The organism is Dyella lutea (assembly GCF_024158035.1).
Taxonomy (GTDB): Bacteria; Pseudomonadota; Gammaproteobacteria; order Xanthomonadales; family Rhodanobacteraceae; genus Dyella_A; species Dyella_A lutea.
The window spans coordinates 947,771-972,752 of record NZ_JAMZEK010000001.1; the positions used below are offsets into that span (position 1 = coordinate 947,771).

The 24,982-nt window shown below is 65.3% G+C and carries 25 protein-coding genes; 18 read left to right on the top strand and 7 right to left on the bottom strand.

All coding sequences use genetic code 11. From position 1 onward, the window contains the following. Window positions 1–108 precede the first annotated feature (108 nt). Entirely contained in the window at window positions 109–2,556 is a 2,448-nt protein-coding gene (locus tag NC595_RS04185; RefSeq protein ID WP_253564999.1) for an FG-GAP-like repeat-containing protein, read from the bottom strand. A 299-nt stretch (window positions 2,557–2,855) separates the two neighbouring features. Between NC595_RS04185 and NC595_RS04190 the strand changes: the two genes are divergently transcribed. The 3 genes from NC595_RS04190 to NC595_RS04200 all read left to right on the top strand — a co-directional run bounded on the left by NC595_RS04190 (window position 2,856) and on the right by NC595_RS04200 (window position 4,469). Next, the gene (locus NC595_RS04190) at window positions 2,856–3,554 is read left to right on the top strand and encodes a DUF5671 domain-containing protein (protein WP_253565000.1); all 699 of its coding nucleotides are present in this window, start codon (window positions 2,856–2,858) and stop codon (window positions 3,552–3,554) included. After that, a complete protein-coding gene (locus NC595_RS04195; protein WP_253565001.1) occupies window positions 3,551–3,949 on the top strand; it encodes a hypothetical protein in 399 nt (132 codons plus the stop codon). The genes NC595_RS04190 and NC595_RS04195 overlap by 4 nt, the downstream gene beginning before the upstream one ends. A 76-nt stretch (window positions 3,950–4,025) precedes the next feature. Further along, on the top strand, window positions 4,026–4,469 hold the full coding sequence (locus NC595_RS04200; RefSeq protein ID WP_253565002.1) for a hypothetical protein: 444 nt from the start codon (window positions 4,026–4,028) through the stop codon (window positions 4,467–4,469). Between the two features lie 232 nt (window positions 4,470–4,701). Here the strand turns inward: NC595_RS04200 and NC595_RS04205 are convergent, their stop codons facing one another. Further along, window positions 4,702–5,289: a TetR/AcrR family transcriptional regulator gene (locus NC595_RS04205; RefSeq protein ID WP_253565003.1), complete on the bottom strand. Its 588-nt coding sequence runs from the start codon at window positions 5,287–5,289 to the stop codon at window positions 4,702–4,704. A gap of 110 nt (window positions 5,290–5,399) precedes the next feature. Between NC595_RS04205 and NC595_RS04210 the strand changes: the two genes are divergently transcribed. The 4 genes from NC595_RS04210 to NC595_RS04225 all read left to right on the top strand — a co-directional run bounded on the left by NC595_RS04210 (window position 5,400) and on the right by NC595_RS04225 (window position 8,397). Beyond that, window positions 5,400–6,047 (top strand): glutathione S-transferase family protein, encoded by a 648-nt coding sequence (locus tag NC595_RS04210; protein ID WP_253565004.1) that lies wholly within the window; start codon window positions 5,400–5,402, stop codon window positions 6,045–6,047. 70 nt (window positions 6,048–6,117) lie between these two features. After that, on the top strand, window positions 6,118–6,453 hold the full coding sequence (locus tag NC595_RS04215) for a hypothetical protein (protein WP_253565005.1): 336 nt from the start codon (window positions 6,118–6,120) through the stop codon (window positions 6,451–6,453). A gap of 244 nt (window positions 6,454–6,697) precedes the next feature. Beyond that, entirely contained in the window at window positions 6,698–7,072 is a 375-nt protein-coding gene (locus tag NC595_RS04220; RefSeq protein ID WP_253565006.1) for a VOC family protein, read from the top strand. A 239-nt stretch (window positions 7,073–7,311) separates the two neighbouring features. Then, complete coding sequence (locus NC595_RS04225) at window positions 7,312–8,397, top strand: tetratricopeptide repeat protein (protein ID WP_253565007.1); 1,086 nt, start codon at window positions 7,312–7,314, stop codon at window positions 8,395–8,397. A 140-nt stretch (window positions 8,398–8,537) separates the two neighbouring features. Here NC595_RS04225 and NC595_RS20465 read toward each other — a convergent pair whose 3' ends face one another. Beyond that, on the bottom strand, window positions 8,538–9,314 hold the full coding sequence (locus NC595_RS20465) for a LytR/AlgR family response regulator transcription factor (RefSeq protein WP_253565008.1): 777 nt from the start codon (window positions 9,312–9,314) through the stop codon (window positions 8,538–8,540). Then, on the bottom strand, window positions 9,311–10,423 hold the full coding sequence (locus NC595_RS04235; RefSeq protein ID WP_253565009.1) for a sensor histidine kinase: 1,113 nt from the start codon (window positions 10,421–10,423) through the stop codon (window positions 9,311–9,313). Before NC595_RS04235 ends, NC595_RS20465 begins: the two co-directional genes overlap by 4 nt. 208 nt (window positions 10,424–10,631) lie before the next feature. Between NC595_RS04235 and NC595_RS04240 the strand changes: the two genes are divergently transcribed. The 7 genes from NC595_RS04240 (at window position 10,632) to NC595_RS04270 (ending at window position 17,347) form a co-directional block, all read left to right on the top strand. Beyond that, the gene (locus NC595_RS04240; protein ID WP_253565010.1) at window positions 10,632–11,003 is read left to right on the top strand and encodes a hypothetical protein; all 372 of its coding nucleotides are present in this window, start codon (window positions 10,632–10,634) and stop codon (window positions 11,001–11,003) included. 179 nt (window positions 11,004–11,182) lie between these two features. After that, the gene (locus NC595_RS04245) at window positions 11,183–12,304 is read left to right on the top strand and encodes a hypothetical protein (RefSeq protein ID WP_253565011.1); all 1,122 of its coding nucleotides are present in this window, start codon (window positions 11,183–11,185) and stop codon (window positions 12,302–12,304) included. A gap of 364 nt (window positions 12,305–12,668) precedes the next feature. Then, the gene (locus tag NC595_RS04250; protein ID WP_253565012.1) at window positions 12,669–13,769 is read left to right on the top strand and encodes a hypothetical protein; all 1,101 of its coding nucleotides are present in this window, start codon (window positions 12,669–12,671) and stop codon (window positions 13,767–13,769) included. Window positions 13,770–14,045: 276 nt separating this feature from the next. After that, entirely contained in the window at window positions 14,046–14,432 is a 387-nt protein-coding gene (locus NC595_RS04255) for a hypothetical protein (RefSeq protein WP_253565013.1), read from the top strand. A gap of 306 nt (window positions 14,433–14,738) precedes the next feature. After that, entirely contained in the window at window positions 14,739–15,053 is a 315-nt protein-coding gene (locus tag NC595_RS04260) for a hypothetical protein (RefSeq protein ID WP_253565014.1), read from the top strand. A gap of 461 nt (window positions 15,054–15,514) precedes the next feature. Further along, window positions 15,515–16,666, top strand: coding sequence for an FG-GAP repeat domain-containing protein (locus NC595_RS04265; RefSeq protein WP_253565015.1), 1,152 nt, complete (start codon window positions 15,515–15,517; stop codon window positions 16,664–16,666). Between the two features lie 138 nt (window positions 16,667–16,804). Further along, window positions 16,805–17,347 carry a hypothetical protein gene (locus NC595_RS04270; protein ID WP_253565016.1) on the top strand — a complete coding sequence of 181 codons (543 nt, stop codon included), beginning with the start codon at window positions 16,805–16,807 and terminating at the stop codon, window positions 17,345–17,347. Between the two features lie 52 nt (window positions 17,348–17,399). On the opposite strand, the gene NC595_RS04275 is transcribed toward NC595_RS04270, so the two are convergent. After that, window positions 17,400–18,071: a CPBP family intramembrane glutamic endopeptidase gene (locus NC595_RS04275; protein ID WP_253565017.1), complete on the bottom strand. Its 672-nt coding sequence runs from the start codon at window positions 18,069–18,071 to the stop codon at window positions 17,400–17,402. Between the two features lie 620 nt (window positions 18,072–18,691). Between NC595_RS04275 and NC595_RS04280 the strand changes: the two genes are divergently transcribed. Then, complete coding sequence (locus NC595_RS04280) at window positions 18,692–20,677, top strand: FG-GAP repeat domain-containing protein (RefSeq protein ID WP_253565018.1); 1,986 nt, start codon at window positions 18,692–18,694, stop codon at window positions 20,675–20,677. A 202-nt stretch (window positions 20,678–20,879) separates the two neighbouring features. On the opposite strand, the gene NC595_RS04285 is transcribed toward NC595_RS04280, so the two are convergent. Further along, complete coding sequence (locus tag NC595_RS04285; RefSeq protein ID WP_253565019.1) at window positions 20,880–21,701, bottom strand: helix-turn-helix transcriptional regulator; 822 nt, start codon at window positions 21,699–21,701, stop codon at window positions 20,880–20,882. A gap of 105 nt (window positions 21,702–21,806) precedes the next feature. On the opposite strand from NC595_RS04285, the gene NC595_RS04290 reads away from it, so the two are divergent. Next, the gene (locus NC595_RS04290; protein WP_253565020.1) at window positions 21,807–22,706 is read left to right on the top strand and encodes an SDR family oxidoreductase; all 900 of its coding nucleotides are present in this window, start codon (window positions 21,807–21,809) and stop codon (window positions 22,704–22,706) included. 73 nt (window positions 22,707–22,779) lie between these two features. On the opposite strand, the gene NC595_RS04295 is transcribed toward NC595_RS04290, so the two are convergent. Further along, window positions 22,780–23,010, bottom strand: coding sequence for a hypothetical protein (locus NC595_RS04295; protein WP_253565021.1), 231 nt, complete (start codon window positions 23,008–23,010; stop codon window positions 22,780–22,782). A gap of 209 nt (window positions 23,011–23,219) precedes the next feature. Between NC595_RS04295 and NC595_RS04300 the strand changes: the two genes are divergently transcribed. Together NC595_RS04300 and NC595_RS04305 are read left to right on the top strand one after the other, a co-directional pair. Next, window positions 23,220–24,176 (top strand): ABC transporter ATP-binding protein, encoded by a 957-nt coding sequence (locus tag NC595_RS04300; RefSeq protein WP_253565022.1) that lies wholly within the window; start codon window positions 23,220–23,222, stop codon window positions 24,174–24,176. Continuing rightward, window positions 24,176–24,937: an ABC transporter permease gene (locus tag NC595_RS04305; protein WP_253565023.1), complete on the top strand. Its 762-nt coding sequence runs from the start codon at window positions 24,176–24,178 to the stop codon at window positions 24,935–24,937. Before NC595_RS04300 ends, NC595_RS04305 begins: the two co-directional genes overlap by 1 nt. Window positions 24,938–24,982 lie beyond the last annotated feature (45 nt).

Sequence of the window (24,982 nt, forward strand, 5' to 3'; positions counted from 1 at the left end):
CTCATAGGCCCAACGGTCCATCACTGAACCGCCCCAGGATTCGTGGAGGTTCCCACTCTTCCTCAGCGCAACTTCGGCCCTCGTCCGCACTTCATGTAGCCGAACCGGTCAATGCCACGGCAGGGGGATGGCCCGGCTGCCTGGCGCACCTACCGGATACCAGCCGCCCGGATAAGCCCATTCGGTGGTCATCGTTCGTGGCGCGGCGCCGGAAGTTTCCGCGTCACCGGTGAAGAGGCCGCCGGTCTGGATGGACAGGCGATTGGGATCCAGGGCATACAGCGCAGACGCAGGCGACTGTCCTCCGGTGACGAGATAGCTGGCAGCTTGCGGGTTGTCCACCCACAGTCCTCCATACCACGCTTGGGTGCTTTCGAAGCCGGTCTGGTTTCCGGAGGCATCAAATGTGCGGTTGAGGATGAGTGCACCGCCAGCGCCGTCGCCGTTCCACTCCAGGCCGATTCCCTTGCCCGCGGTTCCGCCCCCCAGCGCCCATGCCTGGGACAGATCGAATCCTGCATAACCGTGGCTGTTCAACTCTGTACCCAGGTCATACGACCGGAACGCGGAGCCGAGCGAGTCCCAGATGTAAAGATCCTTTGCAGCACTGCTCCAGAGCACGCTGATCCGGTTGGTCGGAGTGAAATAGCCCACCGCCATGGGGTAATAGCCGCAGGCAATCTGGAGGGTCCGTGCGCCCTTTCGCACGCTCCCGTTCATCAACCAGTAGCCGAACTGGCATTCGGACGGATTCAGCCAGAGCAGATCGTCCTTGCCGTCACCATCGACATCGCCGGCACCGACCAGTTGCCACCCCGCCGGATAATTATACGAGCGCACTGACCGCCAACCGCCATTGCGATTGTTGGTCCAAAGCCAGAGATCGTGATTGCTGCTGGTGAACATCAGGTCGGTATAGCCATCTCCGTCGAAGTCTCCCATGGCGCCCACGAAATAGCCCGGCGAGATGTTGAAGGTTCGTGCACCCGTGCGTCGTACCGAAGGGTCGGCCAGTGATGCCGCGCTGGCTGGTTGCATGGTCCAGTAACCGAGCTGGCTCGTCCCGGGGTTGAACCAGAGCAGGTCCGAGACGCCGTCGCCATTGAAGTCGCCCGGAACGCGTGTGGTCCCCGGAACAGCATTGGTCGCATGGAGCACCGGAAGCGTGTCGAATGAGACGAGCGGAACGTAGGCACTGGGGTCGGCAGTCACGTTGACGGTCACGGTGCCGTCGGCCCAAGCCTGCCCATAATGGACACGGTAGACGAAGCTGTCCTGGCCGTCGAAGCCGGGTGCCGGAACGTAGGTGGCGACGTCGCCTTTGACGAAGACCTCGCCGTGCCCCGGCTGGGTGCGGATGTCATAGGTCAGCGGGCCATTGTTGCCAATGTGACCCTGCAGGGTGATGTCCACCCGCTGTCCGGCCGTGCTTGAACTTACATCGTCCGCACCGAGACCTGCGAAGAGGCGCAAGTAGCGCACTCCGTCGGAGAAGCGCGCAAGCAGCATCGAGCCATCGCGGGAGATACGCAGCGGTTGCCTCGCATCGACCGACCAGACCGGATGTGCGAATTGGACGCCGAAATCGTAGGTGGTCAGCATTGAGTAGTTCGTCAGGTCATAAACGCCGAGCAGGCTTGAGCCGTCGAAAGCAAAGTAGCCAACCGGGAGGACGGGATCATCCACCGACGCAGTGGGATAAAGGGTGCCGTCGTGGATCGAAATTATCCCCCGACTGTTCTGATCGTAGATGCCGTACCCATTCAGGGTGAAGCGGCTCCCGTCTGCATTCGTGGCGATCGACGTGTTGTAGGTCGAGGTTCCGAAAAGGTAGCTGCTCTGCGTGCCAGTGCGCGCGTTGTAAAACCTCCACGGTCCGCCCGAGTCGTCGCCCTCGGCAATGCCGACGATTCGACCGTCTCCGCTGGTGGACAATGCAGCCGGCGCAAACGGGTCGAAGCCGGGTGCGGTGAGCCGGGTGAACGAGCCGGTCTGCCCGTCGAGCTTCCTCAATGGCATTGGGCCCGAGCCCGAAATGGACGTGGTGACCAGCAGGTTGCCATCACGCGTATATGCCAACTGGTATACGCCGGCCTCCAAAGGTTCGGCGGTATCCGAGCTCACGGTATCGACAAGGGTGTCCAGGTCGATCAGATGCACCTTGACCGCGATGGCGTCGCCATCCCCTGCGGCGAGGGTGTGCCCGTCGGGCGACAGGTCGATACCCGTCAGGGGGCCGCCCGTGATGGTGATTGGGGTCTGGAACGAGCTCGACGCCAGGTCATAGCGCAGGACGCTGTTACCGTCCGCCATGTAGATCATGTTGCGATGCGCATCGTAGGCGATGTCGCTGACCAGATGATCAATGGGGATCAATGTCGCGTCAGCCGCAAAAACCGCCACAGGAACAAATACCGTCAAGAGCGCCACGAGCGCCCGCATCCAATGCCTGCCCATTCCTTTCCCCTGAAGCCCACCGCCGAGGTGGGTGTGTGCACGGATTAAACAACGCCGGCATTCTCGCACGAGGCCGCGCCAGCGTGACAAGACGTCCATGTAGGGCATTCCGGAGAACTACCCGAGGCAAAGAAAGCAGGGGGCAGAGTCTGAGGTTTCCCTCAAAAAGGGGACGTGGCTAATTAACTCCGGTCGACTAAAGGGGACGTGGCTAATTAAATCCGGATAACGGGGCGTGGCTCGCTGAGGCGGGTCAAGGCTCCCCGCTCCACACAATGGAGGAGACCCCGGGCTCTGCCCTCTCTTTCGATTTGATGGAACGTGGCCCCCCACTCTCGTCGTCAGCGCGTCGGCCTGGACGCTGGAGCTGCGGCGAGCGGGATGTCCGAGCTGCCGGCGTGGTGGCGCACAAGCTACGATGGCGTGTCGATGGTGACATCCAGGGAGAGGGAGCAGTCATGGCAGCAGGTGCAAGGGATCTTGAGTCGTTTGTGCGGGATGCGCTGACGCGGGGCTGCACCCGCGAGCAGACCGCGGTGGCCTTGGCGCAGGCAGGGTGGGCGCCCGAGCAGGTCAAGGATGCCTTGTCGGCATTCGCCGAGGTCGACTTCCCGGTGCCGGTGCCGCGACCCAGGCCTTACCTGTCGGCCCGCGAGGCGTTTCTCTACCTGGTGCTTTTCACCACGCTCTACCTCAGCGCGTACCACCTCGGGTCGCTGCTGTTCGACCTCGTCAATCGGGCCTTCCCGGATCCGGCCATGCTCTATCTCTCGCGGCAGGGGGACAGCATGCGCTGGTCGGTGGCGACCATCGTCATCGCGTTTCCGGTGTTCCTGTGGCTATCCGTGCGCATCGGCCGCGAGTTGGCCGATCAGCCGGTGAAGCGGCAATCCGCGGTGCGCCGCTGGCTCACCTACCTGACCTTGTTCGTGTCCGCGGTGACGCTGATCATCGACCTCATCACCCTGGTCGACAGCATGCTCGGCGGCGAGTTGACCGTGCGGTTCATACTGAAGGTGGTGATCGTTGCGCTCATCGCGGGCACGGCCTTTGGCTACTACCTGCGCGACTTGCGGCAGGATGAGGTGGCGGCATGATCGGGCACCGCGCGTCACGCACCCTGGCCATCGCGGCATCCATCGCGATGGCGGCCGCGGTGATCGCCGGCCTCGTCGTGCTCGGTTCCCCGACCCACCAGCGCCACCTGCGGCTGGACAGGAAGCGCGTGAAGGATCTGGGCATGCTCAACACGATGATTTCCACGTACTGGCAGCAGCACCAGACGCTGCCGCCGGACCTGAAGGCGGTCGACCCGGCCAGCTACTTTGGCGATCCGGTCAGTGGCGAGCCCTTTGGCTATGTCGTTACCGGCAAGCGCAGCTATCGCCTGTGCGCCCGCTTCGACCTGCCATCCGACCCCGAAGACACCGGCGTTTTCTCGACGCATCCGTCCGGACAGCATTGCATCGATCGGACGGTAGGGGTGCATTGAGGGAGACGGATCCATTTCCCGGAGATCGGGCCTTGGATCCGCTGCCCGTTTCCATCGAAATCGACAGGGGGTAGGAATGTCCAGGCCATTCGTCATCTGGGTGAGCGTGGTGGTATCCGGGGTGTACGCACTCTTTGCCGCATGGGGATTGCTCGGCGACTTTCTCATGCTTCCGCGCTGGCTGCAGACCGTCGGCATGGCCCGCGCCGGCGTCGTGATCGTCCTCCAGATGGTGGTTACCGCTTTCCTGGTGGTCGTCGTCCATGCCGGCCTTGCGCGTCCGCGCTGGGGGCATGTCGTGTGCAGCCTGTTCGCCGTGCTGTTTGTCTGCCTGCTTGCCTACAAGGCGTTGCAGCCCGACCCGCATCCACTGTTCGCGATCAAGCCGGGCGCGGAAGAGGCCGGTGCTTTCGCGGGCCGGTGGACCGTGGTGGTGCTGTTCCTCGTCCACGCCTATCACATGGTGTTTGGGGCAAAGGCGCGGGACTATTTCGCCCTGAAGACTCACACAAGCCGTTGACGCGTGGTTCGTCCGGCAAGTTCGCGCGCTGAGAACATCAAAAAGGGGACGTGCCTAATTAACTCCGGTTGTTGCGCGGCACCATTGCCACGCCCCCTTTTCGGCCACGCGTGCCCGCTGCTGCCGGCGCGGCCGGGGCACCGCAGGCTTTCCTCCTCGCATGCGCGCTTTCGGAGGCTGCGGTCAGGTGCCGGATGGGCAGGCGCAGTAGGCGAGCTGCAACACCTGACGACTAGTCCGCTTTCAACAATGCCAGCGCCTGATGCCGCGCCGAAGCCCGCAGCGATTTGCGCAGGTCAGGATCGTTGGTGGTGCGCGCCAGCACCATGCCGCCCACGCACAGCGCCACGATCGTCTCTGCACGGCGGCTGGCATCGCGCACGCCCTTGAGCGCGCTGCGGTAGATGTGGCCCATGCCGCGGATGAGATCGGTGTAGGCCTCCTGCGGCTCCAGCCCCGCGCGCGCCACGTCGGCGGGCAGGGCGTAGAGCGGGCAGTGCAGGTCGATGTTCTCCAGCACCTCGTCGCTCAGGTACAGCTCCACCAGCATGCGCGCGAGCCGGCGCGGGTCGCGCAGCTGCTCGGCCGCTTCGGCCGTCTGGATGGCGAACGGATTGCAGGTGATGAAGCTGGCCACGGCGGCGGCGTACAGCTCGTTCTTGCTCTGGAAGTGGTGATAGAACGCGCCGCGGGTGAGCCCGGCCGCGGCCATGATCTGGTCGATGGTGACCTGCTCGAAGCCGTGGCGATTGAACAGGCGGCGCGCCGATTCGACGATGCGCCCGCGCGTCTGCACGGCGTGTTCGGGACTGTAGGGCATGGGCTTGGACCTCCGATGGCGAGGTATAGCAGGCCGGCAAATTATGTTCTTTAACATATTCTGCCGCCGCGTAAGCTGCGTCACCGGTCACCCCATCCACCGGAGAAACCATGAAGATCTACTGGATCAAGGCGCAGGCGCCGCGCCGCGTGCTGGCGCTGGTCAAGCACCTGGGCATCGATGCCGAGTGCATCGAGGTCGATATCAAGGCGGGCGGCCTGAAGGCGCCGTCGTATCGCGCGCTCAATCCCAACGGTAAGGCGCCCACCCTGGTCGATGGCGAGGTCACGCTATGGGAGTCGTCGGCGATCATGGCCTACCTGTGCAACAAGGCCGGCTCGGACATGTGGCCGGCGCAGCAACCGGCCGAGCAGGTCGAAGTGCTGCGCTGGCTATCGTGGAGCAACAGCCAGTGGTCGTCCGCGGTCGCGCCGTTCTACTTCGAGCACGTGATCAAGCCGGCCTTCCACCTGGGCGACACCGATCACGCCGCACTCGCCACCGCCTTGCCGGAACTGCACCGGCTGGCTGCGATTCTCGACGCCCACCTCGCCTCGCACGAGCACGTCGCCTGCCACCGGCTGACCATCGCCGACTTCCACATGGCATCGATGGCCTGCGAATGGCGCCACACGGAGATGCCGTTTGCCGACTACCCCAACATCGCGCGCTGGCTCGACCGGCTGATGACGATTCCTGCCTGGGCCGATCCGTGGCCCGTAAAGCACGGCGCCACGCCGACTCCGGCGCTGGCCTGACTCCACCGCCGACTCCGGCTTGCCGGGGCGGCCCCAACCTCGAGGACGAGCGATGAAGCATTTTCTGGCGGTGTACACCGGTTCGCCGGCCGCGCGCGAAGCGAGCGGCTGGGATGCCCTGAATGAAACCGAGCGACAGGCACGGCAGCAGCAAGGCGTGGAAGCGTGGGGCCAGTGGGTGGCTGCGCATCGCAGCGCGATCGTCGATACGGGTGCCCCGCTGGGCAGCACCTTGCGCGTGGACGCGCGCGGTATCGAAAGCATTCACAACGCGATGGCCGCTTTCACCGTCGTGCAGGCCGAGTCGCATCAGGCCGCTGCGGCGATGTTCGAAGGGCATCCGCACTTCACGATCTTTCCGGGCGAGGCGGTGGAAATCATGGAGTGCCTGCCGCTACCGGGATGACGGTGCGGGCCGCGCGTGAGCCGAAAGAAAGCAGGGTTCAGAGTGCACTTTCTAGAAAGCGCGGCTCTGATATCCGGTCTCCTTGGTGGGGGTGTCGTAGGTGCCGCCACGTGCCGCAGACGGCCAAAGAGAAGGGCCAGATTCGCTCAATTGGCAACTGGCGACTATCGTGGGCAGGGTCGTCTTCCTTCGTCGACGCGAGCGTAGGGCGGCACACGAGCGGCATCGCAACCTGGAGTAGGCCATGGCTCATTACTCTCGACTCTGCGCAGTCCTGATCGACTGCCATACGGACGACGTGGATCGGGCGGCGACATTCTGGGCGGGGGCGCTCGGTCGCCCCGTCGATCCCGGCACCCGCGGCAACTACCGCATGCTCGAAACGCCACCCGATGAGCCCATCGCCCAGATCCAGCGCGTGGACCACGAAAGTCGCGTACACCTGGACATCGAGACGGACGACATCCCTGCCGAGGTCGCGCGCCTGGAGGCATTGGGCGCTACCGTGGTTCAGCGCCTCGAGCGCTGGGTGGTCATGCAGGCCCCTACGGGGCAGCGGTTCTGCGTCGTCCGGGTCCAGCGGCCGGGCTACCCGAAGAATGCCAATCGGTGGGATTGAACCCACCGAGACGGAATCAGGGTGGCTGACGAAAGAAAAAGCAGCGCTCAGGGCCACTCTCTCGTGATTTCGATCCGGTCCAGCGATGCAAGGGCAACTTCCCCACCAGGTGACTCGGCGGTGCGAACACGGGCCGCCCGGTGAACGCACGCGCTCATGGCCAGCCGATCCGGGCGCCTACGAAAGGACTAGACTGGCCTCGGTAAACGTTCCCGCCGCTCGGCGTGGAGGGTTTGGGCATGGTGACCTGGGCGTACGCCGCCATCCTGGCATGGTCTGTTGCCGTGCCCGCGCCCGCCGTGTCGGCTGCACCGGTTCCGTCGGCCACGCCGGTCACGCCGCTCATGTTGCCGATGCCGCGCCCGGAGCAGGTTTTGGCGGTACCGCCGGAGTTGCATATCCTGCTGCAGCAACAGGTCATTGCCGCCGGTGGTTCCGGAAGGTCGCGGCTGGACCGGTTGACGGCTTTCCTGTCCGGCGGGCCGCCGGGTCTGGGCATCGTGTACTCCGCCGACGCCACCCTGACCGTCGAACAGGCCTTCCGTCTGCGCAAGGCCAACTGCCTGACCTTCACCTTGCTGATCGTGGCGCTGGCGCGCGAGTCCGGCTTGCAGGCCTACGGGCAGGAGCTCGACGACGTGGTGACCTGGGGCGGGGGCAACGACATCGCCTACCGGTTCAATCACGTCAACGCCGGAATCACCATCGGCCGCTCCCGCCTCACCGTGGATCTGGCGGCCGCCCAGCTGCCGGGGCACCACCCGCCCAGCGCGATTTCCGATCGGCGTCTGCTGGCGCTGTACTACAACAACCGCGCCGCCGAGCTGGTGGCCGGAGCCGCGTCCGCGGCGGCGGTCCCGTACGTGGCCATGGCGCTGCAGCTGGCTCCGCGCTACGCCAACGGCTGGGTCAATACCGGTGTGGTCCAGCTGCTCCAGGGCGATCCGCTGGCGGCCGAACGCGATTACCTGAAGGCGTTGACGCTCGACCCGGACAACGAGGCGGCGCTTCTGAACCTGGTGGCGCTGTACCGGAAGACCGGCGACGAGGCACGCCACGCCATCTTTGCGCGGCGCCTCGAGAAGGTGCAGGTGAAAGACCCCTACTTCCACTTCCTGAAGGCCGAGGACTCCGAGAAGCGGGGCGACTACGCCGGGGCGGTGCAGCACCTTCTGCGGGCCATCCGCCTTTATGACGGCGATCCGCGCTTCTACCTGGGACTGGCCCACGCGTATCGGCAACTGGGTAAGGCACGCCACGCGCAGCGAGCCATGACTCGTGCCCGTGCGCTCGATCCGCAGGCGCAGGGGGACGGGAGCGAATGAGTCGGTCGGCCGGATCGGCAGCGGAATCAGGGGTCAGCCGAATCATGGGTCGGAGTGGCCTTTCTCATCTGGCTTACTCACACAAATGACCCTGCCCTCGTTTTGCAGACCCTGCCTTGACGCTGTTGCGGGCCGCCCCGCTACTCCGCTGATTTCCCGCCGCGTGTCGAAACCAGGCGCAGGAAGGTTTCGTGCTGGTAGCGGCTCATGCGCAGTTTCTGCCCGGTATCCATCGTCACGACGTGGTAGCCGTTGAACCAGGGATGGATCGCCTGGACCCGGCGCACGTTGATGATGGCCGAGCGGTGGACACGCGCGAAATGCCGAGGATCGAGCCGCGCGGCGAGTGCGCTCATGGTTTCGCGCATTTCATGCACGCGGTCGGCCAGGTGGATCTGCACCGTGTTGCCACTGGCCTTGATCCACACGATGTCGTCGACATCGATGAAGCCGATGTGCTCGTCGATGCGGACGGGAATGCGTTGCATGTGCTCGTCGCGCTGCCGCAATGCCTGCAGCGCCTGCAGGATTTGCGCGGACGAGCCTTCGCCGGCGGACAGCCGCGTCTTCACGCGCCGCAGTGTGGCGGCAAAGCGCTCGCGGCTGAAGGGCTTCACCAGGTAATCCACCGCGTTTGCCTCGAACGCCCGCACGGCATACTGCTCGAAGGCCGTGACGAATACGGTCGCCGGCATGCGCTCCGCGCCGATGGTTGCGGCTACCTCCATGCCGCTCATCGCTGGCATCTGGATGTCGAGAAACACCAGCGTGGGTGACTGGTGGCCAATCGCCTCGACCGCCGACGCGCCATCGCCACACTCGCCCAGCAGTTCGATATCGGGATCGTCACGCAGCAGGCGGACGATGGCGCGACGCGCAATCGGCTCGTCGTCCACAACGAGGGTGCCGATCTTCACCGGGACGCGACCTCGGGCGCATCGTCAAGCTGTTCGATCTGGCGGAAAGGCAGGCGAAGACGGCAGACCACGCCTTCGGGCCAGACCATCTCCAGACTGACCTGCGCGACCTGGCCATACAGTTCGCGCAGGCGCAGCCTGGTATTGGAAAGGCCGATTCCATGTCCCGTGGTGGATGCGGATCCGGCCTCCAGCTTGCTGTTGCGGTTGCGCACATCGATACATAGCGCATTACCTTCGCGCCGGGCTTCGACCTCGATGCAGTCCGCGCCGACCCGCTTGCTGATCCCATGCGAAATGGCGTTCTCCACGATCGGCTGCAGAATCAGGCTGGGCACCGCGCAGTCCAGCGTGTCGGGAGCAACGTAGATACGGGTGGTGAGGCGATCCTTGAAACGTATGCGCTGTATGCCGAGGTAAAGATCCAGCAGCACCAGCTCCTGCCGCAGGCTGACTTCCTGGCCGTCATAGTCCTCCAGGAACGCGCGCAGCAATTCGCTCAGGCGCAGCAGCATGTCCTCGGCAGACAGCGTGTCCTCATCCAGCAAGGTCGCGATGGCATGCAGCGTGTTGAACAGGAAATGCGGCTGCAGCTGTGACTTCAGTGCGCGCAGGCGCGATTGCGCGAGCTCCGTCGCCATCTGGCTGGCCTCGATCTCGCGGCGCGTCTTCTCGGCGTGGAACTGCATGGCCTGTTGAATCGCGAACAGCGACCAATAGGTCAGTAGGCCGGTGGCGAAATGCTGACCGAGAAACTGCCTGACTTGCTCATCGAACGAACTGGGTTCGAATGGCGTCGACACGAATGCACCGATGAGCATCGCGAGCAACGTCACACCTACGCTTGCCGGCACTTGCATGCCCAGTCCGCGCAGATGCACCGGCGACTGGATCGGATACTTCGCCGAAAGCCGGAACACCAGCGGCGCCAGTGCGGCCCACGTGTACCACTGAATAACCGACCAGCGCAGATCATCGAAGACCGTCCAGTCTCTTCCGTACAACGCGTCCTGCATGGATCGCTGGATCGTAAACACGGCCACGACCACCGCCCAAAGCCCGAGATAGTGGAACAGGCCGATCCTCGTGTTGCCCAGGCGAACCATCATCAGCGGCATGTTCCGGGGGGTGGAGCGGCCATCCTAGGCGCTCCCCACGGCACCGGAAAGCACTTCGTGACGCCGCTACGATTCGCCATCGCGTCACGACGATTCACCCCGAATTGCTTTCGCCGCGGATCTCCATCCGGCCATATCGCAGTGCCTGCCGTGCGCATACAAGCCCACGGCGGCGCCCTGTTTCGGCCGGAGCCCCCGCATGAATTCGATCCGCATCATCTTCCCCGCCGCCCTGCTTTTCGCCGTGCTTGGCAGCCTGCTCGTCGCTTCATCGTCAGCCTGCATCGCCGCAACTCGGATACCCCAGCGGCAGTTCGATCTGGTGAACGCCACCTACGACAGCATCACCGCGCTAGCCATCGCGCCCGCCGGTCGGGATGCCTTCCGCGACATCGCGCTCGGACGGCCGCTGCAGGGCGGCACGAATGCCATGACCTTCGATATTCCGGCGGGCGGGTGTCTGCGCGACCTGCGCGTCACCTTCCACGGTGGGCGCACCAGGATCTTTTCGCGCATCGATGTCTGTCGGAGCACCGGACTGCGCCTGACGTCTGGAGGCGGGGGAAAGTGAAAAGGCGAAGAGGGTGTCAGGGACAATTTCAAGAATGAGGGGGATTTGCCCAATTGAATCCGCGCCAAGTTGACCTCGGTCGCCGCCGCGCAGGGACGGTCCCTGCGCGGCTTAATTGGCCACCGATCCTGGCGCTAGAATCGTCGCGCCAGGCCGCGGCCCGCCATGGGGGCAGACCGGTGATGCTGGCAATCGGGGGAAAATCAGTGAGAGAGTTCAATCGCTTCGCGGCAATAGCCGCAGTGGCCTCGGGCCTGTGTGCCTGTGCCGCTGCGCCACAGCGTCCCGCGCATCTTTCCGCGCAGCAGCTGACCCAGGTGCTGCCGTTGACGGTGTCCGAGGTCGTACCCCAGAAGGAGCTGTTGGCGCAGAGTACCTACACTCTTCGGGACGTCCAGGTGATTCCGGGCGGGGGCGTGCCGATTCTCCCGGCGGCACTCGGCGGTGCCCTGGGCAGTTACATTGGCAATGCCATCGACAAGGCTGCGGCAGAGCGGTTCGCGAATGCTCACGTGCAGCCGGTACGATCTGCGCTCGCCGGCTACGACGCCACAGGAGGCGTGCGCCGTTCGGTCGACGAGGCGTTCGCAGCCGATCATTCCGTCTTCGCAGCGGTAACGCCCGTCGATGAGATCCCCCGGGCCGTATCGGATGCTCCTCACGCCGTGGCCGTGACCTCGTACGCGCTGACACCCGACTTTTCCGCTGTGCAGGTCACCCTTGCGCTGCAGATCTTCGACGGCGGGAGCAAGCCGACGTACACGAACCGCTATGTATTCCAGTCTGCGCGCATGACGCTGGCGTCCAAGACCGCTGAGGACATTCGCCAGGCCGTCGAGGAGGAGGAGCATCGTTACGCTGCTCTGCATGTGAACGATCAGATAGTGCGGGCGAACGCGCTCGGGCGCAGTACGGAAGGAGCTCGTCTCCGCAGGGAGATCCTGGCCGAGCAGAACGAGCATCGACTGCGCATGGCGAGTGCCCGCAGGTCGGACTGGGATGCCGATGCTTCAGCCAACCGCTTCGCCGCGATGTGGGCGAAGGACGGAGGCGCGGCGGTCAAGCGTGCTTTGGATGAGAGTGGTCCGGTACTGGAACACCTGGTCGCCATGGACCTGATGGCGCCCTCCCTTGGCGGGGACATCCCCCCCAAGGGCAGGGAGATTGCCAGCGCTGCCGGCCGTAGGGTACTGATGCGCCAGGACGGCAGCCTGATCTCGCTCGCAGGAAAGGACGACTATGCCGACGGTACCCCCAAGGCCGGGCCGACGACCGCGGTGACTGTCTCGGCGCCGCGCTGATCCTTGTTCTTGGAGGCTCGCTTGTGGTTTCCGGCAGGTGAGCCTCGCGCTACCGTGCGACGAAAAAGGGGACGTGGCTAATTAAATTCGGTCGTCGTCTGGCAGGGCGAGCCCCTGCCTGGCGTCATGGGGCACGGGCCTTTTCACAGCACAAAGCGACTCGCCGGCCAGGTGTTGAAGGCCGGGGCCCGGAGGTAAAACGGGGCGGGGTCAGGGTTCTCACACCAGGAGTCGGCCTGCTTTTTCTGAGGGATCGATCACTGCTACAGTGCCGCCCTCTCATCGGCGCCGTGCTTCCCATGTGCGGGTTGGTGGAGAGCGAAAAGTCGCCACAGTCGGCAAATACCCGGGACAGGGAGTCCACATGATGAATCCGGCAAGGACGCAGCGCGTATGGCTGCTTTCGGCATTTCTTCTGCTGTTGTCGGTACCTGGCATGGTGTTCGCCAGGGCGACGTGCGTGTCCGGCCTCGATCAGATGACGACCCATGACGGCGCTCGACTGTTCATGGCCTCATCCAGCTACGACGGGCTTGCCGCAAACCAGGCTCTGGATGCGGTGCAACGCATCGCGCAGGCGGACGGCTACGTCATCGCGACGAAGCCCAGTTACGACACCGCAACGCCGAGTCTGGGCCTTGGAAAGCCGCCTTCGCCGACGGCGACGCTGGTTCAGATCCAGCCACCTTCCCGGATCTCTTTCACAAGCATTGTGCCGGCGGGCGCGCAGGTCGATCCCCAGGAGGTGCGTACACGCTTGTGCGCGCTGGTCGCTGGGTTCGATGCGGGGCGGCCTGCGTCGAGCGGGCAATCGTCCGGCGGCAAGACGGCCGTGGAGCGGTTGGAGGAGTCGCGCACGACCATCCCGGAGACCAGGCCCAGCGTGAATCTGCTCAAGCCGGGCGTTCCGTTCGACCTTGCTTCGGCCAAGGCTGCGCTTGAGCCGGGGCACTCGATCATCCGCGGACAAGTGTGTGGCGCCTGGCGAGGCAACCTCGTGCTGGGGACCCAGCCGGTGGCTTTGTATCCCGCCACGACATATCTGGAGCAGCTCGTCGCGCTCGCCAAGAAGGCGAAGCCCGGCAGGGACCGGGTGTTGATGGACCCGGAGATGGCCTCGGTCCGCATGGTGGCCAAGCCCAATGACAACGGCGAATTCCAGTTCTCCCAGATGAAGCCGGGCAAGTACTACCTGGTGACCAGCATTTCTGCGTTGCTCGGTGGGTCACGCGACGTCTATGCAGGTACGGTCACCACCGGCTACGGCTCGGCGGACGTGTACACGAGCCAGGACTTCAGTTACGGATCGGAGGGTCAGATCGAGCGGTTTGTGAAAGTGCGCAAGGACGGCGCCGAGGTGAAGGTGACGATGCAGCCTCCGATCAGCCCGTTCTCCCATGCGGGACTGGGCGGCTCCATTCTGGGCTGCAGCAAGTTCGGCATGAAAGTCTCCCACGGGCTCTGAGGGACTGGCGCTCGCCTTCGTCGATGTGAAGTCGGGTGGCAAACACGGAAGCGGTTCGACCTTTCCGGGCGACCCGGCGCTCGCGGCGCCGCGTGAAAGCAGGAAGGAAGGGGTAAATGCCGCGGAAGTTGGCGTTGCCCCGCGTGTGCTGGAGGGGGGCTTCGTTGATGGATGGAGATGCATGTGAGGGCGATACGGATACTTGCGTGCCTGGCGGTGGTGTCTGCGGTCCCACGGGCGGCTGCGGCGGCCGATCGGTCCCTGGCGAGGCTGCTCGTGAGCAACCTGAGCTCGCACTACCAGTCGCCTGCCAGGGTCGGGGCTTCGGTGCGATTCGCCTGCGCTGGCGTGCACGGGCGCTACATGTGGGAACAGTCGAGCGATGCGGCAACGGGCGATTTCCGCGTCAGGCTCACTCGCGTCGAGGCGAACGGGGGTTCCCTGCCTGCCTCCGCGCTGGCCAGGATCAATGGCGTGCTGGCGGGACCGGCCATGTTGCGATCCAGTTCTGTGAGCTGCAGCGGGCAGTACGTAAACCTCCAGATCGACCTGCATCGGATGGCATCGAAACCGACGGCGTTTATAAGGGCCGCCCAGGCCTCATACGTGGTCGAGATGAAGGGTGACGACCTTCTCGACGTCAGGACGCTCACCGGCATCTGAACGTGGGCGGCTCGTCCATCTAGGAGGGTGCGCGTCGCTGAAAGGCGGACGTCGCCCTCGATCTTCCACCGCCGAACCCGAAGCGCCCCGAGTAGCGGCACCGTCGGATCCGACTCTTCTTGAGATCCTCCTGTGCCCGCCACGACTCCCAGCATCCCCGGGTTCGTTCGTCCATGGTCCCCTTTCCCGGCGTGTTCCCTGGCCTTGCTGCTCTCTGCGCAATCGGCTCTTGGCGCGGGGGCGGGGCAGAGCGCGCCGCCCTCGGCCGCATCCGTCGCGGAGGTGGCCAGGGCGCTCGACGCTTTCATGAGGCTGCCTGCGGATCTGCGCGAGGATTGCATGGCATCCGGCTTCGGGCTGATCACCCCCACCCTGGATTACTCGGGGATCGTCGACGCCAGCACGCTCGAAGATTCGGCCCGGGCGATCCTCGATGCAGGCCAGAAGGTGCACGCCAAACGCCTGCAGAACGACTTCCAGACCACTGCCGCCGAGGTGAGCCATCACGGCGGCGATGCGTTGAAGGACGACGCCACCATGACTGCCGCGCTGGCCGATGTGGGCGCGTGGCAACGGGCCACCTGTCCGCGCCCGCCCAGGCGGCAGGGCGGTCAGAAATAGCGGGACGGGCCACACGGAGGGGCGGGTTCGAGTTTCCGGGAAGCCGGACGCGCGAGCGGTCGGGAGGCAAGCCTGCCCCCTGTCCTGGCCTGCCCTCATCGCGCCTTGCAGCCAATCCCCTCGAAACGCGCGTTGACGATGTGCCGGTCGCGCGAGAGTTCGGAAGAGGTGGTGTAATCGTTCATTACGTAGACGCCGTCGTGTGTGGTGGCCGTCAATGTAAGGATGTTGATTCGGCCTGGCGGTTTCGTGCGCTGTGGAGAATCAGAGCGCATTTTTTACAGTCAACAACCACGTCCCACTCGATTCCCGCGCCCGTTATTCCAGTGACGGGTCTGCAACGAGTGCGCTTCTTGCTAATATTACCGACCGAATCCGGCTCGCGGGGTGCCGGTTGATGGATGGTCCGTATTCCGTCGATATATTCGTCGTGCGGTAGTGGATCCCAAAGGGAGGGGGGCATGCATTGGCATCGTTTTGTTGGTCGGGGCTGCGGAATTTTCGTTCTCGTCGCACTGGCATCGGTATTCGGGGGAGTTGGGGTGGCGGCTGCAGCCAGCAGCTATTCCCCCGTGGTTTCGTTCCAGCACCTTCCCGCGCTGCAGGTGGCGACCCCGGTCCCCGGAAGCTCGCGGATCACGGGTGACATGAACGGAGACGGCGAGTCCGATCTGCTCTGGTTCAATCCCGGCACGAGCCAGTTCGCCTACTGGCTGATGAAATCCACCCCGAGCACCACCAATCTGTCCCATGTGGTGACCCGAATAGGATCACGCACGTTCAACGTCACACCGGGTTACTTCGTTGCGGCCGTCGGTGATTTCGACGGCGACGGTTACACCGACCTGGTCTTCACCAGCGCCAGGCGCGACCTGTGGTTGTGGAGAAACAATCACAGTGGTGGATTCTCCTCCGTCTACATGGGTACCTATCCCAGTCAGTGGCAACTGGTGGGCGCAGGTGACGTAAACGGGGATAACCGCGACGATCTTCTCTGGATGGACCCGGGTGACTGCGAATTCGCGCAGTGGATGATGAATGGCGCCGTCCGGATCGGCTCCCGCCTCCAGCACGTCGCCTGTGGCTATTATCCGATCGGGGTCGGCTACTACGGCCCGAGCAACCGGTTGAGCGTCCTGTGGACGAGTGCTGCTAACGATCTCTACATATGGGACAGCCAATCGAGTGGCTGGCAGTCGTACAAGGTCGCCATCGACATGAGCCATGTCTGGGCGTTCGGTGGCGGCTATATGGGCCAGGAAATCGGCGATGAGGATTACCTGCGCGACAGCAACGGGCAGTACTCACTTGCCGCCGGCGGTGACTATTACCGCTCTTTTGACAGCCAGGGGCGGCAGACGAGCATCACCACTGGCGGCGGCTGGGATGGGGGCTCCATCGGCACTCCGGGGTCTGCCGGTTACTTCATCGAGGGGAACGGCATCAATGCGACCGGCCTGTACGTATTCGATCCCACTTACGGGACGCTCGCCATCGCAGGCTTGCACCAGAACTCGCCGACCTATCCCTCTTACTGCAAATGGCAGATCCCTGCCGGCTGGTACGTGATCGGCGCACCTGCAAACCATACGGCAGCGCTTCCCTGGCAGTAGCATTGCGGGTGGACGCAAGGCGAGGGGCGGAACGCACTTCCTCGTCCTGGCGCCACTGGCCTATATTTCACCACCGTCGCCGTCTTCACCAGGCTGCGGCGTCACCTCCTCGACTCCCCTCGGAGCGGGTTGTCTGCCATGGGTATTTCGAGCATCTACGGCACCCAGCGGCCCTCTCCGGGAGGCTTGGCCGCGCTTCGGCGCGCGCAGCCCGGGAATGCGTCCGGCACCTCGACTTCTGCCCCCGCGACGGCCATTTCGCGCCTCCCGGCCGCGGACGCGGGCCAGTGGACGGCCGCGATCGGGGCGGCCATGGCGCAACTGGGGCTGGCCGTTTCGCCGGGCCAGGCGCCGGCCGCCGCCACGGGCACTGCATGGGCGCAGGGCGACGCATCGACGGCCAGCCGGCGCGGTGCGCAGCAGGTGCAGCAGTACCGGAGCATCGCCTCGACCTCCTCGCGCCTGGTGCAGGCGCTGCAGGCCAGCGCATCCGGTGCTTCGGCCGGGCTGACCACGGCCTTGCAGGGTCTGTGGACGTCGCTGGGCGCGCGTCCGGAAGGCGCCGGCCCTGCCCATCCGGCTGTCCCGCACCTGCCGACGTTCCTGCAATCGCTGGCGAGCCACGTCGGCGAGAGTGGCATATCGGGTTTGCGCGGGGTGTTTGTCGACGCGGTGGCCTGAGCGACGGGCCCGTCGGCGTGCGCTGTGCCCCGGGGCGGCGCATGACCCGCAGCTAGAGATAGCCGAGCCGGATCAGCGTGAAGGCACCCATGTCGGCGCAGGCGTGGAAGCCGATCAGGTACCAGAGGTTGTCCGGCCAGCGCTGCCGCAGCGCAGCGGCGATCAGCGCGAAGACCAGCGCGTTGGCGACGCCGAACGCACCGAGCTGCAGGTGATAGAGCGCGAACAGCAGCGCGGTGAGTGCCGCCGCCACGACCATGCGCCTGCGATGCACCGGCAGATGCCGCAGCAGCATGGTCTGCAGGAAACCGCGGAACACCAGTTCCTCGTAGAAGCCACCGATCACCCACGCCAGCAGCAGCGCCAGCAGATAGCCGCCGAGGCTGTGACGGACGAAGTCGAAGTCGCTCAGGTCCGGGTACTCACCGAGCAGGCGCGCCAACAGCGGACCGATGACGCTGTAGTTGAGCGCCGCATACGCCACGCCGAGCAGGCCACCGAGCAGCAGCGGCAGCGCTTTGCGCGCGCGCCAGCGAAAGCCGAGTGCGGAAAAGTCCAGCCGCTGCCAGCGCAGCATGGCCCAGCACAGTCCGAGTCCGAACACGGGGTAGAGCAGCATCGGCACGCCGAGGTGCGGCGCCAGCAGCACGGCTGCCGTGCCCAGGGTCAGAAGGGCGGCCTGCCGGTGTCGGGGGGACGGCAGCGTCGGAGTCGTCGCTCGCATCGGTAATTAATGCCAGCGCCCGTCGGAAATGGCCAGGTCCCGCCGATGGCGCGGGTCCGAAGCAGGTGCCTTGTTCGCGGGCTCCCTCATGCACTCCGGTCGCCGCATCCTGGGGGCTCAGGTTCTGCCTCCGCGTGTCGACAAGGGGAGGCAGGCCTCTTCACTGGGCAGGTTGCCACGGCTCGAGGGGGATGTCTGCCACAAGAATCGGTCGTCTGACGGTCGCTGCGGTCACCCCGTGCCGGTTCCGCGCATCGCGTCAAACACGGCCTGTTCGTGTCCGCGTCCCCGCCAGTGCGAGGGTTTGGCATGCCCGGTCAGGCGCTCGAATGGCGGTCGTGGGAGGGTATCCGGGGGAATCCATGCTTGAATCCGCTCCGGCAAGGCTGTATCCATCATGCGTCGACAGCGGCCTGGTCCGGTGCTCGACAAGCTATGACAGGCATCATGCAAGCAAGTACACAGGGGATCAATGTTCCGCGAGCATGCCGCTCAAGGCGTGGGTCCCCTTTTGCTCAAGTTCGAGGGCTTCGGCGCGTACCGCTGGAACCTCACGTTTAGGGAAGAACCCATTCATGCGTCGGAAGTTCACCAAAGTCATTACGGCTACGGCCACTCTCATGCTCCTGGCGGGCGCTGCCCGATCGGCCGATGCGGCCGTTACCCAGGTCACCACCAACCCCTACTCGCCGGCATACAACCATCCGTATCGCCACGGCGTCATGCCCACGCTCGAGACCGCACAGGCCGTACGGAGCTATGACGCCGCGCGGGCGGCCGCGCCGGCGATCGGAATGGCCGCGACGAGCGCCAACACCCTGAGTTACGGCGGCGGCTACTACGGCTACGGCGTGCTCAGCGGACATCCGAAGGTCTACCTGGTGGTGTACGGCAGCCAGTGGGGAACTGCCGGCACCGACGGCGATGGCAACATGACCTTGTCCAACGATCCGGTCAGCGCCGTGCCGTATCTCCAGCGCATGTTCCAGGGCCTGGGTACCGCCGGTGAATTGTGGTCCGGCGTGCTCACCCAGTATTGCGATGGAGCCGCCGTATCGAACGCGGCGACGTCCTGTCCCGACAATGCGAACTTCATCGCGTACCCCACTGGCGGCGGCGTGTTCGCCGGCATCTGGTACGACAACGCGTCGCCCTCGCCGGCCAGCGCCACCCAGTCCCAGCTGAGCGCGGAGGCCGTGAAGGCCGCCCAGCACTTTGGCAACACCACCGCGGCCTCCAACCGCTACGCGCAGTACGTGATCCTGTCGCCGACCGGCACCACGCCGGATGGATTCAATACGTCGAGCGGCAACTTCTGCGCCTGGCACAGCGCGGGGGGCTTTACCGACCCGTCGACCTCCAGCTATGTGCCGGTGCCGTACACCAACATGCCGTATGTGTACGACGCGGGTTACAGCTGCGGGCAGAACTACGTCAACGGTGGCACGCCGGGTTACCTGGACGGCTTCTCCATCGTCGAGGGGCATGAGTACGCCGAGACCCTGACCGACGCGCTCCCGGGCTATGGCTGGGTGAACTCCAGCTCCGGCGACGAGAACGCGGACGAGTGCGCATGGATCCATTCGGGGCAGGGCGCATCCGCCAATGTCACGATGTCGACCGGCAGCTTCGCCATGCAGAGCACGTGGTCCAACGACACGGACAGGTGCGAGATCGAGCATGCCATCAGCGGGGGGCTCCCCATTCCCGACGATCTGACCGGCCAGGGGATGTCGTCCCTGATCATGGCTGGCCCGGGGGCGCTGAATGTCGGGACGATCGCCGACGCTGGCTCCACCACGGCGATCGCCAGTGGCTACTATCCGGCAGCAACCGCGGACCTCAACGGCGACAGTTTCGCCGACATCATCTGGACCAGCGGCAATAACGATCTCTACGTGTGGCTGGGCGGCCCCAGCGGCTTCACGCCCAGGGCCATCGGCAGCTACCCGGCCGGATGGGTGCTCGAGGGTGCTGGAGACGTCAACGGCGACGGCAAGGGCGACCTCATCTGGTTGAACGACCAGACCCATCAGTTCGCCTACTGGCTCATGGATGGCTCCAAGCGAATCGGTTCCAGCGTCATCAATGTCGCCCCCGGCTACTACCCGGTCACCATGGGCGATTTCGACGGCAACGGGAAGCTGGATATCGTATGGACCAGCGCCAACCGCGATCTCTATATGTGGCTGGGCAACGGAAAGGGCTTTGCCTCGTCCTATGTCACGACCTATCCGGCAGGCTGGCGCATCGTGGGTAGCGGAATCCTGAGCTCCAGCGGAAACGATGACCTGATCTGGGAGAGCACTGACGGCAGTCAGTGGGGCTATTGGCTGATGAACGGCGCCAAAGTCGCAAAGGTCGCTGCGTTCAGCGTGCCGGGGGGGCTGAGCGGATACTCCGTCGCCGCCAATGGCGATTACGACGGCAACGGCCTGGCGGACATCATCTGGTCGAACGGTTCCAGCGTGGTGCCGTGGCTCAACGACGGGGTGTGCTCCACCACGGTCAGCTGCACCTTCACGTCGCAGTCGGCTCTGGCGTTGCCGTCGAACGAGAGCGTCTACAACAGCTCGCTGCCGAGTACGCTGCAGGTCACTCCGTAAGGCGTGCTTCATGAGAAGGGGCCAGGCTCGTGGCGCGGAAGCCACGAGCCTGGCCCTGGTTCTTGCCTGGGTGGTGAGAAGGGATACAGGCCTGCGGATCGCATTCGTGGCCTGGCGTGCGGGTACTGTCCGGGCCTGTAGGCGCGGTCGATCCGCAGGGCCCGGGGCATGGCAGTTTCGCGCCGGAAAGGTCTTTCCCGACTTACGTGCCCTCCCGCAGCCGCGCCGCGATGCGTTCGACGTCGGCGGGATTCACCGGGTTGTAGAGCACCAGGCTCAGGTCCGGACGGCCGTCCACGGCGAAGGCGGAGTACTCGAAGCTCAGCGGCCCCAGTTCCGGGTGGCGGATGTGCTTGATGCCCTCGCCGTGGCTTCCCACGTCGTGCTCGTGCCACAGCGTGTTGAACTCGGGGCTGGCGCGGCACAACTCGTCCACCAGCGCCTCGACCGCCTTGCCGGCGCCGGCGCGGGCGGCATCGAGGCGGAACGCGCCCACCACGTAGCGCGCCACGCTGAGCCAGTCGTACTGCACGTCCCTGGCACGGGCGTCGAGGAAGAGATAACGCAGGATGTTCCGTCGCTCGGGCGGCAGCGAGCCGTAGTCGATCAGCATCACGGTCGCGGCGCGATTCCACGCCACCACATCCCAGGTAGCCGTGCGCATGATCGCGGGGCAGGGCTCCAGTGCGTCGAGTACGCGCTGCAGTCGAGGCGTGATGCCGGCGGGCTCGCGGTAGCGCGCTTCCGGCGGCCGGCCCAGCCCGAGCAGGAACAGATGCTCTCGTTCCGCGTCGGTCAGCATCAGGGCGTGCGCGATCCGTTCGAGCACGTCGCCGGAGGGCGCGCCGCCGCGTCCCTGCTCGAGCCAGGTGTACCAGGTGGTGCTGATGTGGGCGCGCTGGGCGACCTCCTCGCGGCGCAGCCCGGGCGTGCGTCGGCGCGCGCCGGTCAGGCCGAGGGCGGCCGGGTCGACGCGCTCGCGGCGGTCCCGTAGGTAGGTTCCCAGACGATGTTCCTGCGGCACGCGTGCACCATCCTGTTAGAGGATATACCACGATAAAGACACGACTTTACCCGGATATTACCCGGCCGGGATAGTGATCGCCGTCCCTTCCAAGGAGAGCGATCCATGCGAGTTTTCGTCACCGGCGCCACCGGATTCATCGGCACCCGCGTCGTCAGAGAGTTGCTGGCGCACGGTCATGAGGTGACCGGCCTGTGCCGGTCGGAAGATAAGGCGCGGTCGCTTGCCGCCCTCGGTGCGGCCGCGTATCGCGGGTCGCTGGAACAACCCGACAGCCTGCGCGCCGGTGCGGCGCAGGCCGATGCGGTCATCCACACCGCGTTCGATCACGACTTCGCCCATTTCGCTGCCAACTGCGAGAAGGACTACCGCGCGATCCACGCGCTCGGTTCGGCGTTGGCCGGTTCCGACCGCCCGCTGCTGATCACCTCGGGCACCGGCATGGGCAGCCCGGGTGCGGGGCTGCCGGCGCGCGAGGACGTGCTCAACCTGGACCATCCCAACCCGCGCCTGGCGTCCGAGCGGGCCGGCCAGGAGCTGCTGGATGCGGGTGTGGCGGTGTCGGTCGTGCGCCTGCCGCAGGTGCATGACACGACGCGGCAGGGGCTGGTGTCGCCATGGATCCAGATGGCGCGCGCCAGGGGCGTGTGCGCCTATGTCGGCGACGGCCGCAATCGCTGGCCTGCGGCGCACGTGCAGGACGTGGCCCGGCTTTATCGCCTGGCGCTGGAACACCGCATGCCGGGGGCTCGCTACCACGCCGTCGCCGAGCAGGGGATCGCCGCATGCGACATCGCCCGGGTGCTCGGCGAGCGGCTGGATCTGCCGGTGATCTCCATTGCGGCCGCCGACGCTCCCGACTATTTCGGCTGGCTTGCCGCCTTTGTCGCCATGGATCTGCCGGCATCGAGCGAGTGGACCCGGCGGACGCTCGGCTGGGATACGAGCGGACCCGGGCTGCTCGACGACCTCGAGCGGCTGGAGCTTCAGGCGGACGCGGCCTGAGCCGGGCAGCCGGGGCGGCTCACGGCGCCCCAGTTGCGAGCCGGGCGACGGGCGTGAGGCATGCGCCGCGCTTTCAAGGCGGGGATGCGGTCGTGGTGCCGGTCTGCTGCTGGAGGTGGCGAGCCAGGCCCTCGGCCGCGCCGAGCGCCTGGTCCTCGGTGTCGAAGGTGTCGTCGTCATCGTGCTCGATACGATGCTCGCAGACCTGGACGGAAACCGTGTACTCACCCTCGTTGAGCTGGCGGACCCATGCGACGTACGGGCCAAGCTCGGTGTAGCGATCGAATCTGCGGATGGTGGCCATGGTGCGATCACCCCATGCTGTTCGGTCCGTTGATGGTGCGCGTCCCTTTCCGGGGCTGCAAGCCGATGGCATGAACGGCGTGTGGCTGCATCGATGCGTCGCATCGCGTTAGCATGCGGAGCGGCGCCGCCCCCATCGCATGCCGCCATCCCCCATCCCAGCAGGAACGCCATGAGCACGCACTGCGCAACTCGGCGGGGTATCCGCCGATGACCCGGTTGTCGCCTGAAGTGCCCGCGGGCACCGATCCGATCATCGTCATCAAAGGCCTGGACAAGACCTACGCTTCCGGCTTCCGGGCACTGAAGCCGATCGACCTGGAGATCCGCCGCGGCGAGATCTTCGCCCTGCTCGGCCCCAACGGGGCGGGCAAGACCACGCTGATAAGCATCATCTGCGGCATCGTCAACCCCGGCAGCGGCTCGATCTCCGTGGACGGCCACGACGTGGTGCGCGATTTTCGCGCCACCCGTTCGCGCATTGGCCTGGTGCCGCAGGAGCTCACCACCGATGCGTTCGAGACGGTGTGGAATACGGTGAGCTTCAGTCGCGGACTGTTCGGGCTGCCGCCGAAGCCCGAGCACATCGAGCAGGTGCTGAAGGACCTGTCGCTGTGGGACAAGCGCAACAACCGGATCCTCACCCTGTCCGGCGGCATGAAGCGGCGCGTGATGATCGCCAAGGCGCTGTCGCACGAGCCGCGCGTGCTGTTCCTGGACGAGCCCACCGCGGGCGTCGACGTGGAGCTGCGCCGCGACATGTGGAACATGGTGCGGCGCCTGCGCGACAACGGCGTCACCATCATCCTCACCACGCACTACATCGAGGAGGCCGAGGAGATGGCCGACCGCGTGGGCGTGATCAACAAGGGCGAGCTGATCCTGGTAGAGGAAACCGCCACGCTGATGCACAAGCTGGGCAAGAAGGCGCTGACGCTGCAGTTGCACCAGCCGTTGACGACTATTCCCACGTCGCTGGCGGACTACCCCCTCGCGCTGTCCGCCGACGGCACCGAGCTCACCTATACCTACGACACCCAGGCCGAACGCACCGGCATCACCACCCTGCTCGGCGAGCTCGCCGCTGCGGGCATCCGGTTCCGCGATCTGAGCACCAAGCAGAACACGCTGGAAGAGATCTTCGTCGACCTGGTGAGGAGCCGCTGATGAACTGGCACGCGATCCGCGCCATCTACCGTTTCGAGATGTCCCGCACCCGCCGCACGCTGATGCAGTCGATCGCCTCGCCGGTGCTGTCCACCTCGCTGTACTTCGTGGTGTTCGGCTCGGCCATCGGCTCGCGCATCACCTCGGTGGAAGGGGTGAGCTACGGCGCTTTCATCATTCCCGGGCTGATCATGCTCTCGCTGCTGATGCAGAGCGTGTCCAACGCCTCGTTCGGCATCTACTTTCCCAAGTTCACCGGCACCATCTACGAGATCCATTCCGCGCCGATCTCCTTCGTGGAGATTGTCTGTGGCTACGTGGGGGCGGCGGCGACCAAGTCGGTGATCGTGGGCGTGATCATCCTGGCCACCGCGCGATTGTTCGTGGACTACCACATTGCCCACCCGCTGCTGATGGTGAGCTTCCTGCTGCTGACCGCGATCACCTTCAGCCTGTTCGGCTTCATCATCGGCATCTGGGCGGACAACTTCGAGAAGCTGCAGGTGATCCCGCTGCTGGTGATCACGCCGCTGACCTTCCTCGGCGGCAGCTTCTATTCCATCCACATGCTGCCGCCGCTGTGGCAGAAGATCACCCTGCTCAACCCGGTGGTGTACCTGGTGAGCGGCTTCCGCTGGAGCTTCTACGACCTGGCCGACGTCAGCGTCGGCATCAGCCTGGCGGCGATCGCCGGTTTCCTCGTCGCCTGCCTGCTGGCGATCGGCTGGATCTTCCGCACCGGGTACAAGCTCAGGAGTTGAGCGATCCGCCGGCGCCGACCCTTGGCGTGGTCCGGGCGGAGCTAA

What these genes read in the sequence shown, in the direction of transcription:
- NC595_RS04260 (WP_253565014.1), top strand. Translation starts at nt 14,739, where the DNA reads ATGAGGCTGCCTGCGGATCTGCGCGAGGATTGCATGGCATCCGGCTTC.
- NC595_RS04220 (WP_253565006.1), top strand. Translation starts at nt 6,698, where the DNA reads ATGGCTCATTACTCTCGACTCTGCGCAGTCCTGATCGACTGCCATACG.
- NC595_RS04300 (WP_253565022.1), top strand. Translation starts at nt 23,220, where the DNA reads ATGACCCGGTTGTCGCCTGAAGTGCCCGCGGGCACCGATCCGATCATC.
- NC595_RS04305 (WP_253565023.1), top strand. Translation starts at nt 24,176, where the DNA reads ATGAACTGGCACGCGATCCGCGCCATCTACCGTTTCGAGATGTCCCGC.
- NC595_RS04225 (WP_253565007.1), top strand. Translation starts at nt 7,312, where the DNA reads ATGGTGACCTGGGCGTACGCCGCCATCCTGGCATGGTCTGTTGCCGTG.
- NC595_RS04250 (WP_253565012.1), top strand. Translation starts at nt 12,669, where the DNA reads ATGATGAATCCGGCAAGGACGCAGCGCGTATGGCTGCTTTCGGCATTT.
- NC595_RS04240 (WP_253565010.1), top strand. Translation starts at nt 10,632, where the DNA reads ATGAATTCGATCCGCATCATCTTCCCCGCCGCCCTGCTTTTCGCCGTG.
- NC595_RS04235 (WP_253565009.1), bottom strand. Translation starts at nt 10,423, where the DNA reads ATGATGGTTCGCCTGGGCAACACGAGGATCGGCCTGTTCCACTATCTC.
- NC595_RS04200 (WP_253565002.1), top strand. Translation starts at nt 4,026, where the DNA reads ATGTCCAGGCCATTCGTCATCTGGGTGAGCGTGGTGGTATCCGGGGTG.
- NC595_RS04290 (WP_253565020.1), top strand. Translation starts at nt 21,807, where the DNA reads ATGCGAGTTTTCGTCACCGGCGCCACCGGATTCATCGGCACCCGCGTC.
- NC595_RS04210 (WP_253565004.1), top strand. Translation starts at nt 5,400, where the DNA reads ATGAAGATCTACTGGATCAAGGCGCAGGCGCCGCGCCGCGTGCTGGCG.
- NC595_RS04195 (WP_253565001.1), top strand. Translation starts at nt 3,551, where the DNA reads ATGATCGGGCACCGCGCGTCACGCACCCTGGCCATCGCGGCATCCATC.
- NC595_RS04295 (WP_253565021.1), bottom strand. Translation starts at nt 23,010, where the DNA reads ATGGCCACCATCCGCAGATTCGATCGCTACACCGAGCTTGGCCCGTAC.
- NC595_RS04275 (WP_253565017.1), bottom strand. Translation starts at nt 18,071, where the DNA reads ATGCGAGCGACGACTCCGACGCTGCCGTCCCCCCGACACCGGCAGGCC.
- NC595_RS04270 (WP_253565016.1), top strand. Translation starts at nt 16,805, where the DNA reads ATGGGTATTTCGAGCATCTACGGCACCCAGCGGCCCTCTCCGGGAGGC.
- NC595_RS04185 (WP_253564999.1), bottom strand. Translation starts at nt 2,556, where the DNA reads ATGGACGTCTTGTCACGCTGGCGCGGCCTCGTGCGAGAATGCCGGCGT.
- NC595_RS04265 (WP_253565015.1), top strand. Translation starts at nt 15,515, where the DNA reads ATGCATTGGCATCGTTTTGTTGGTCGGGGCTGCGGAATTTTCGTTCTC.
- NC595_RS04280 (WP_253565018.1), top strand. Translation starts at nt 18,692, where the DNA reads ATGCTCCTGGCGGGCGCTGCCCGATCGGCCGATGCGGCCGTTACCCAG.
- NC595_RS04205 (WP_253565003.1), bottom strand. Translation starts at nt 5,289, where the DNA reads ATGCCCTACAGTCCCGAACACGCCGTGCAGACGCGCGGGCGCATCGTC.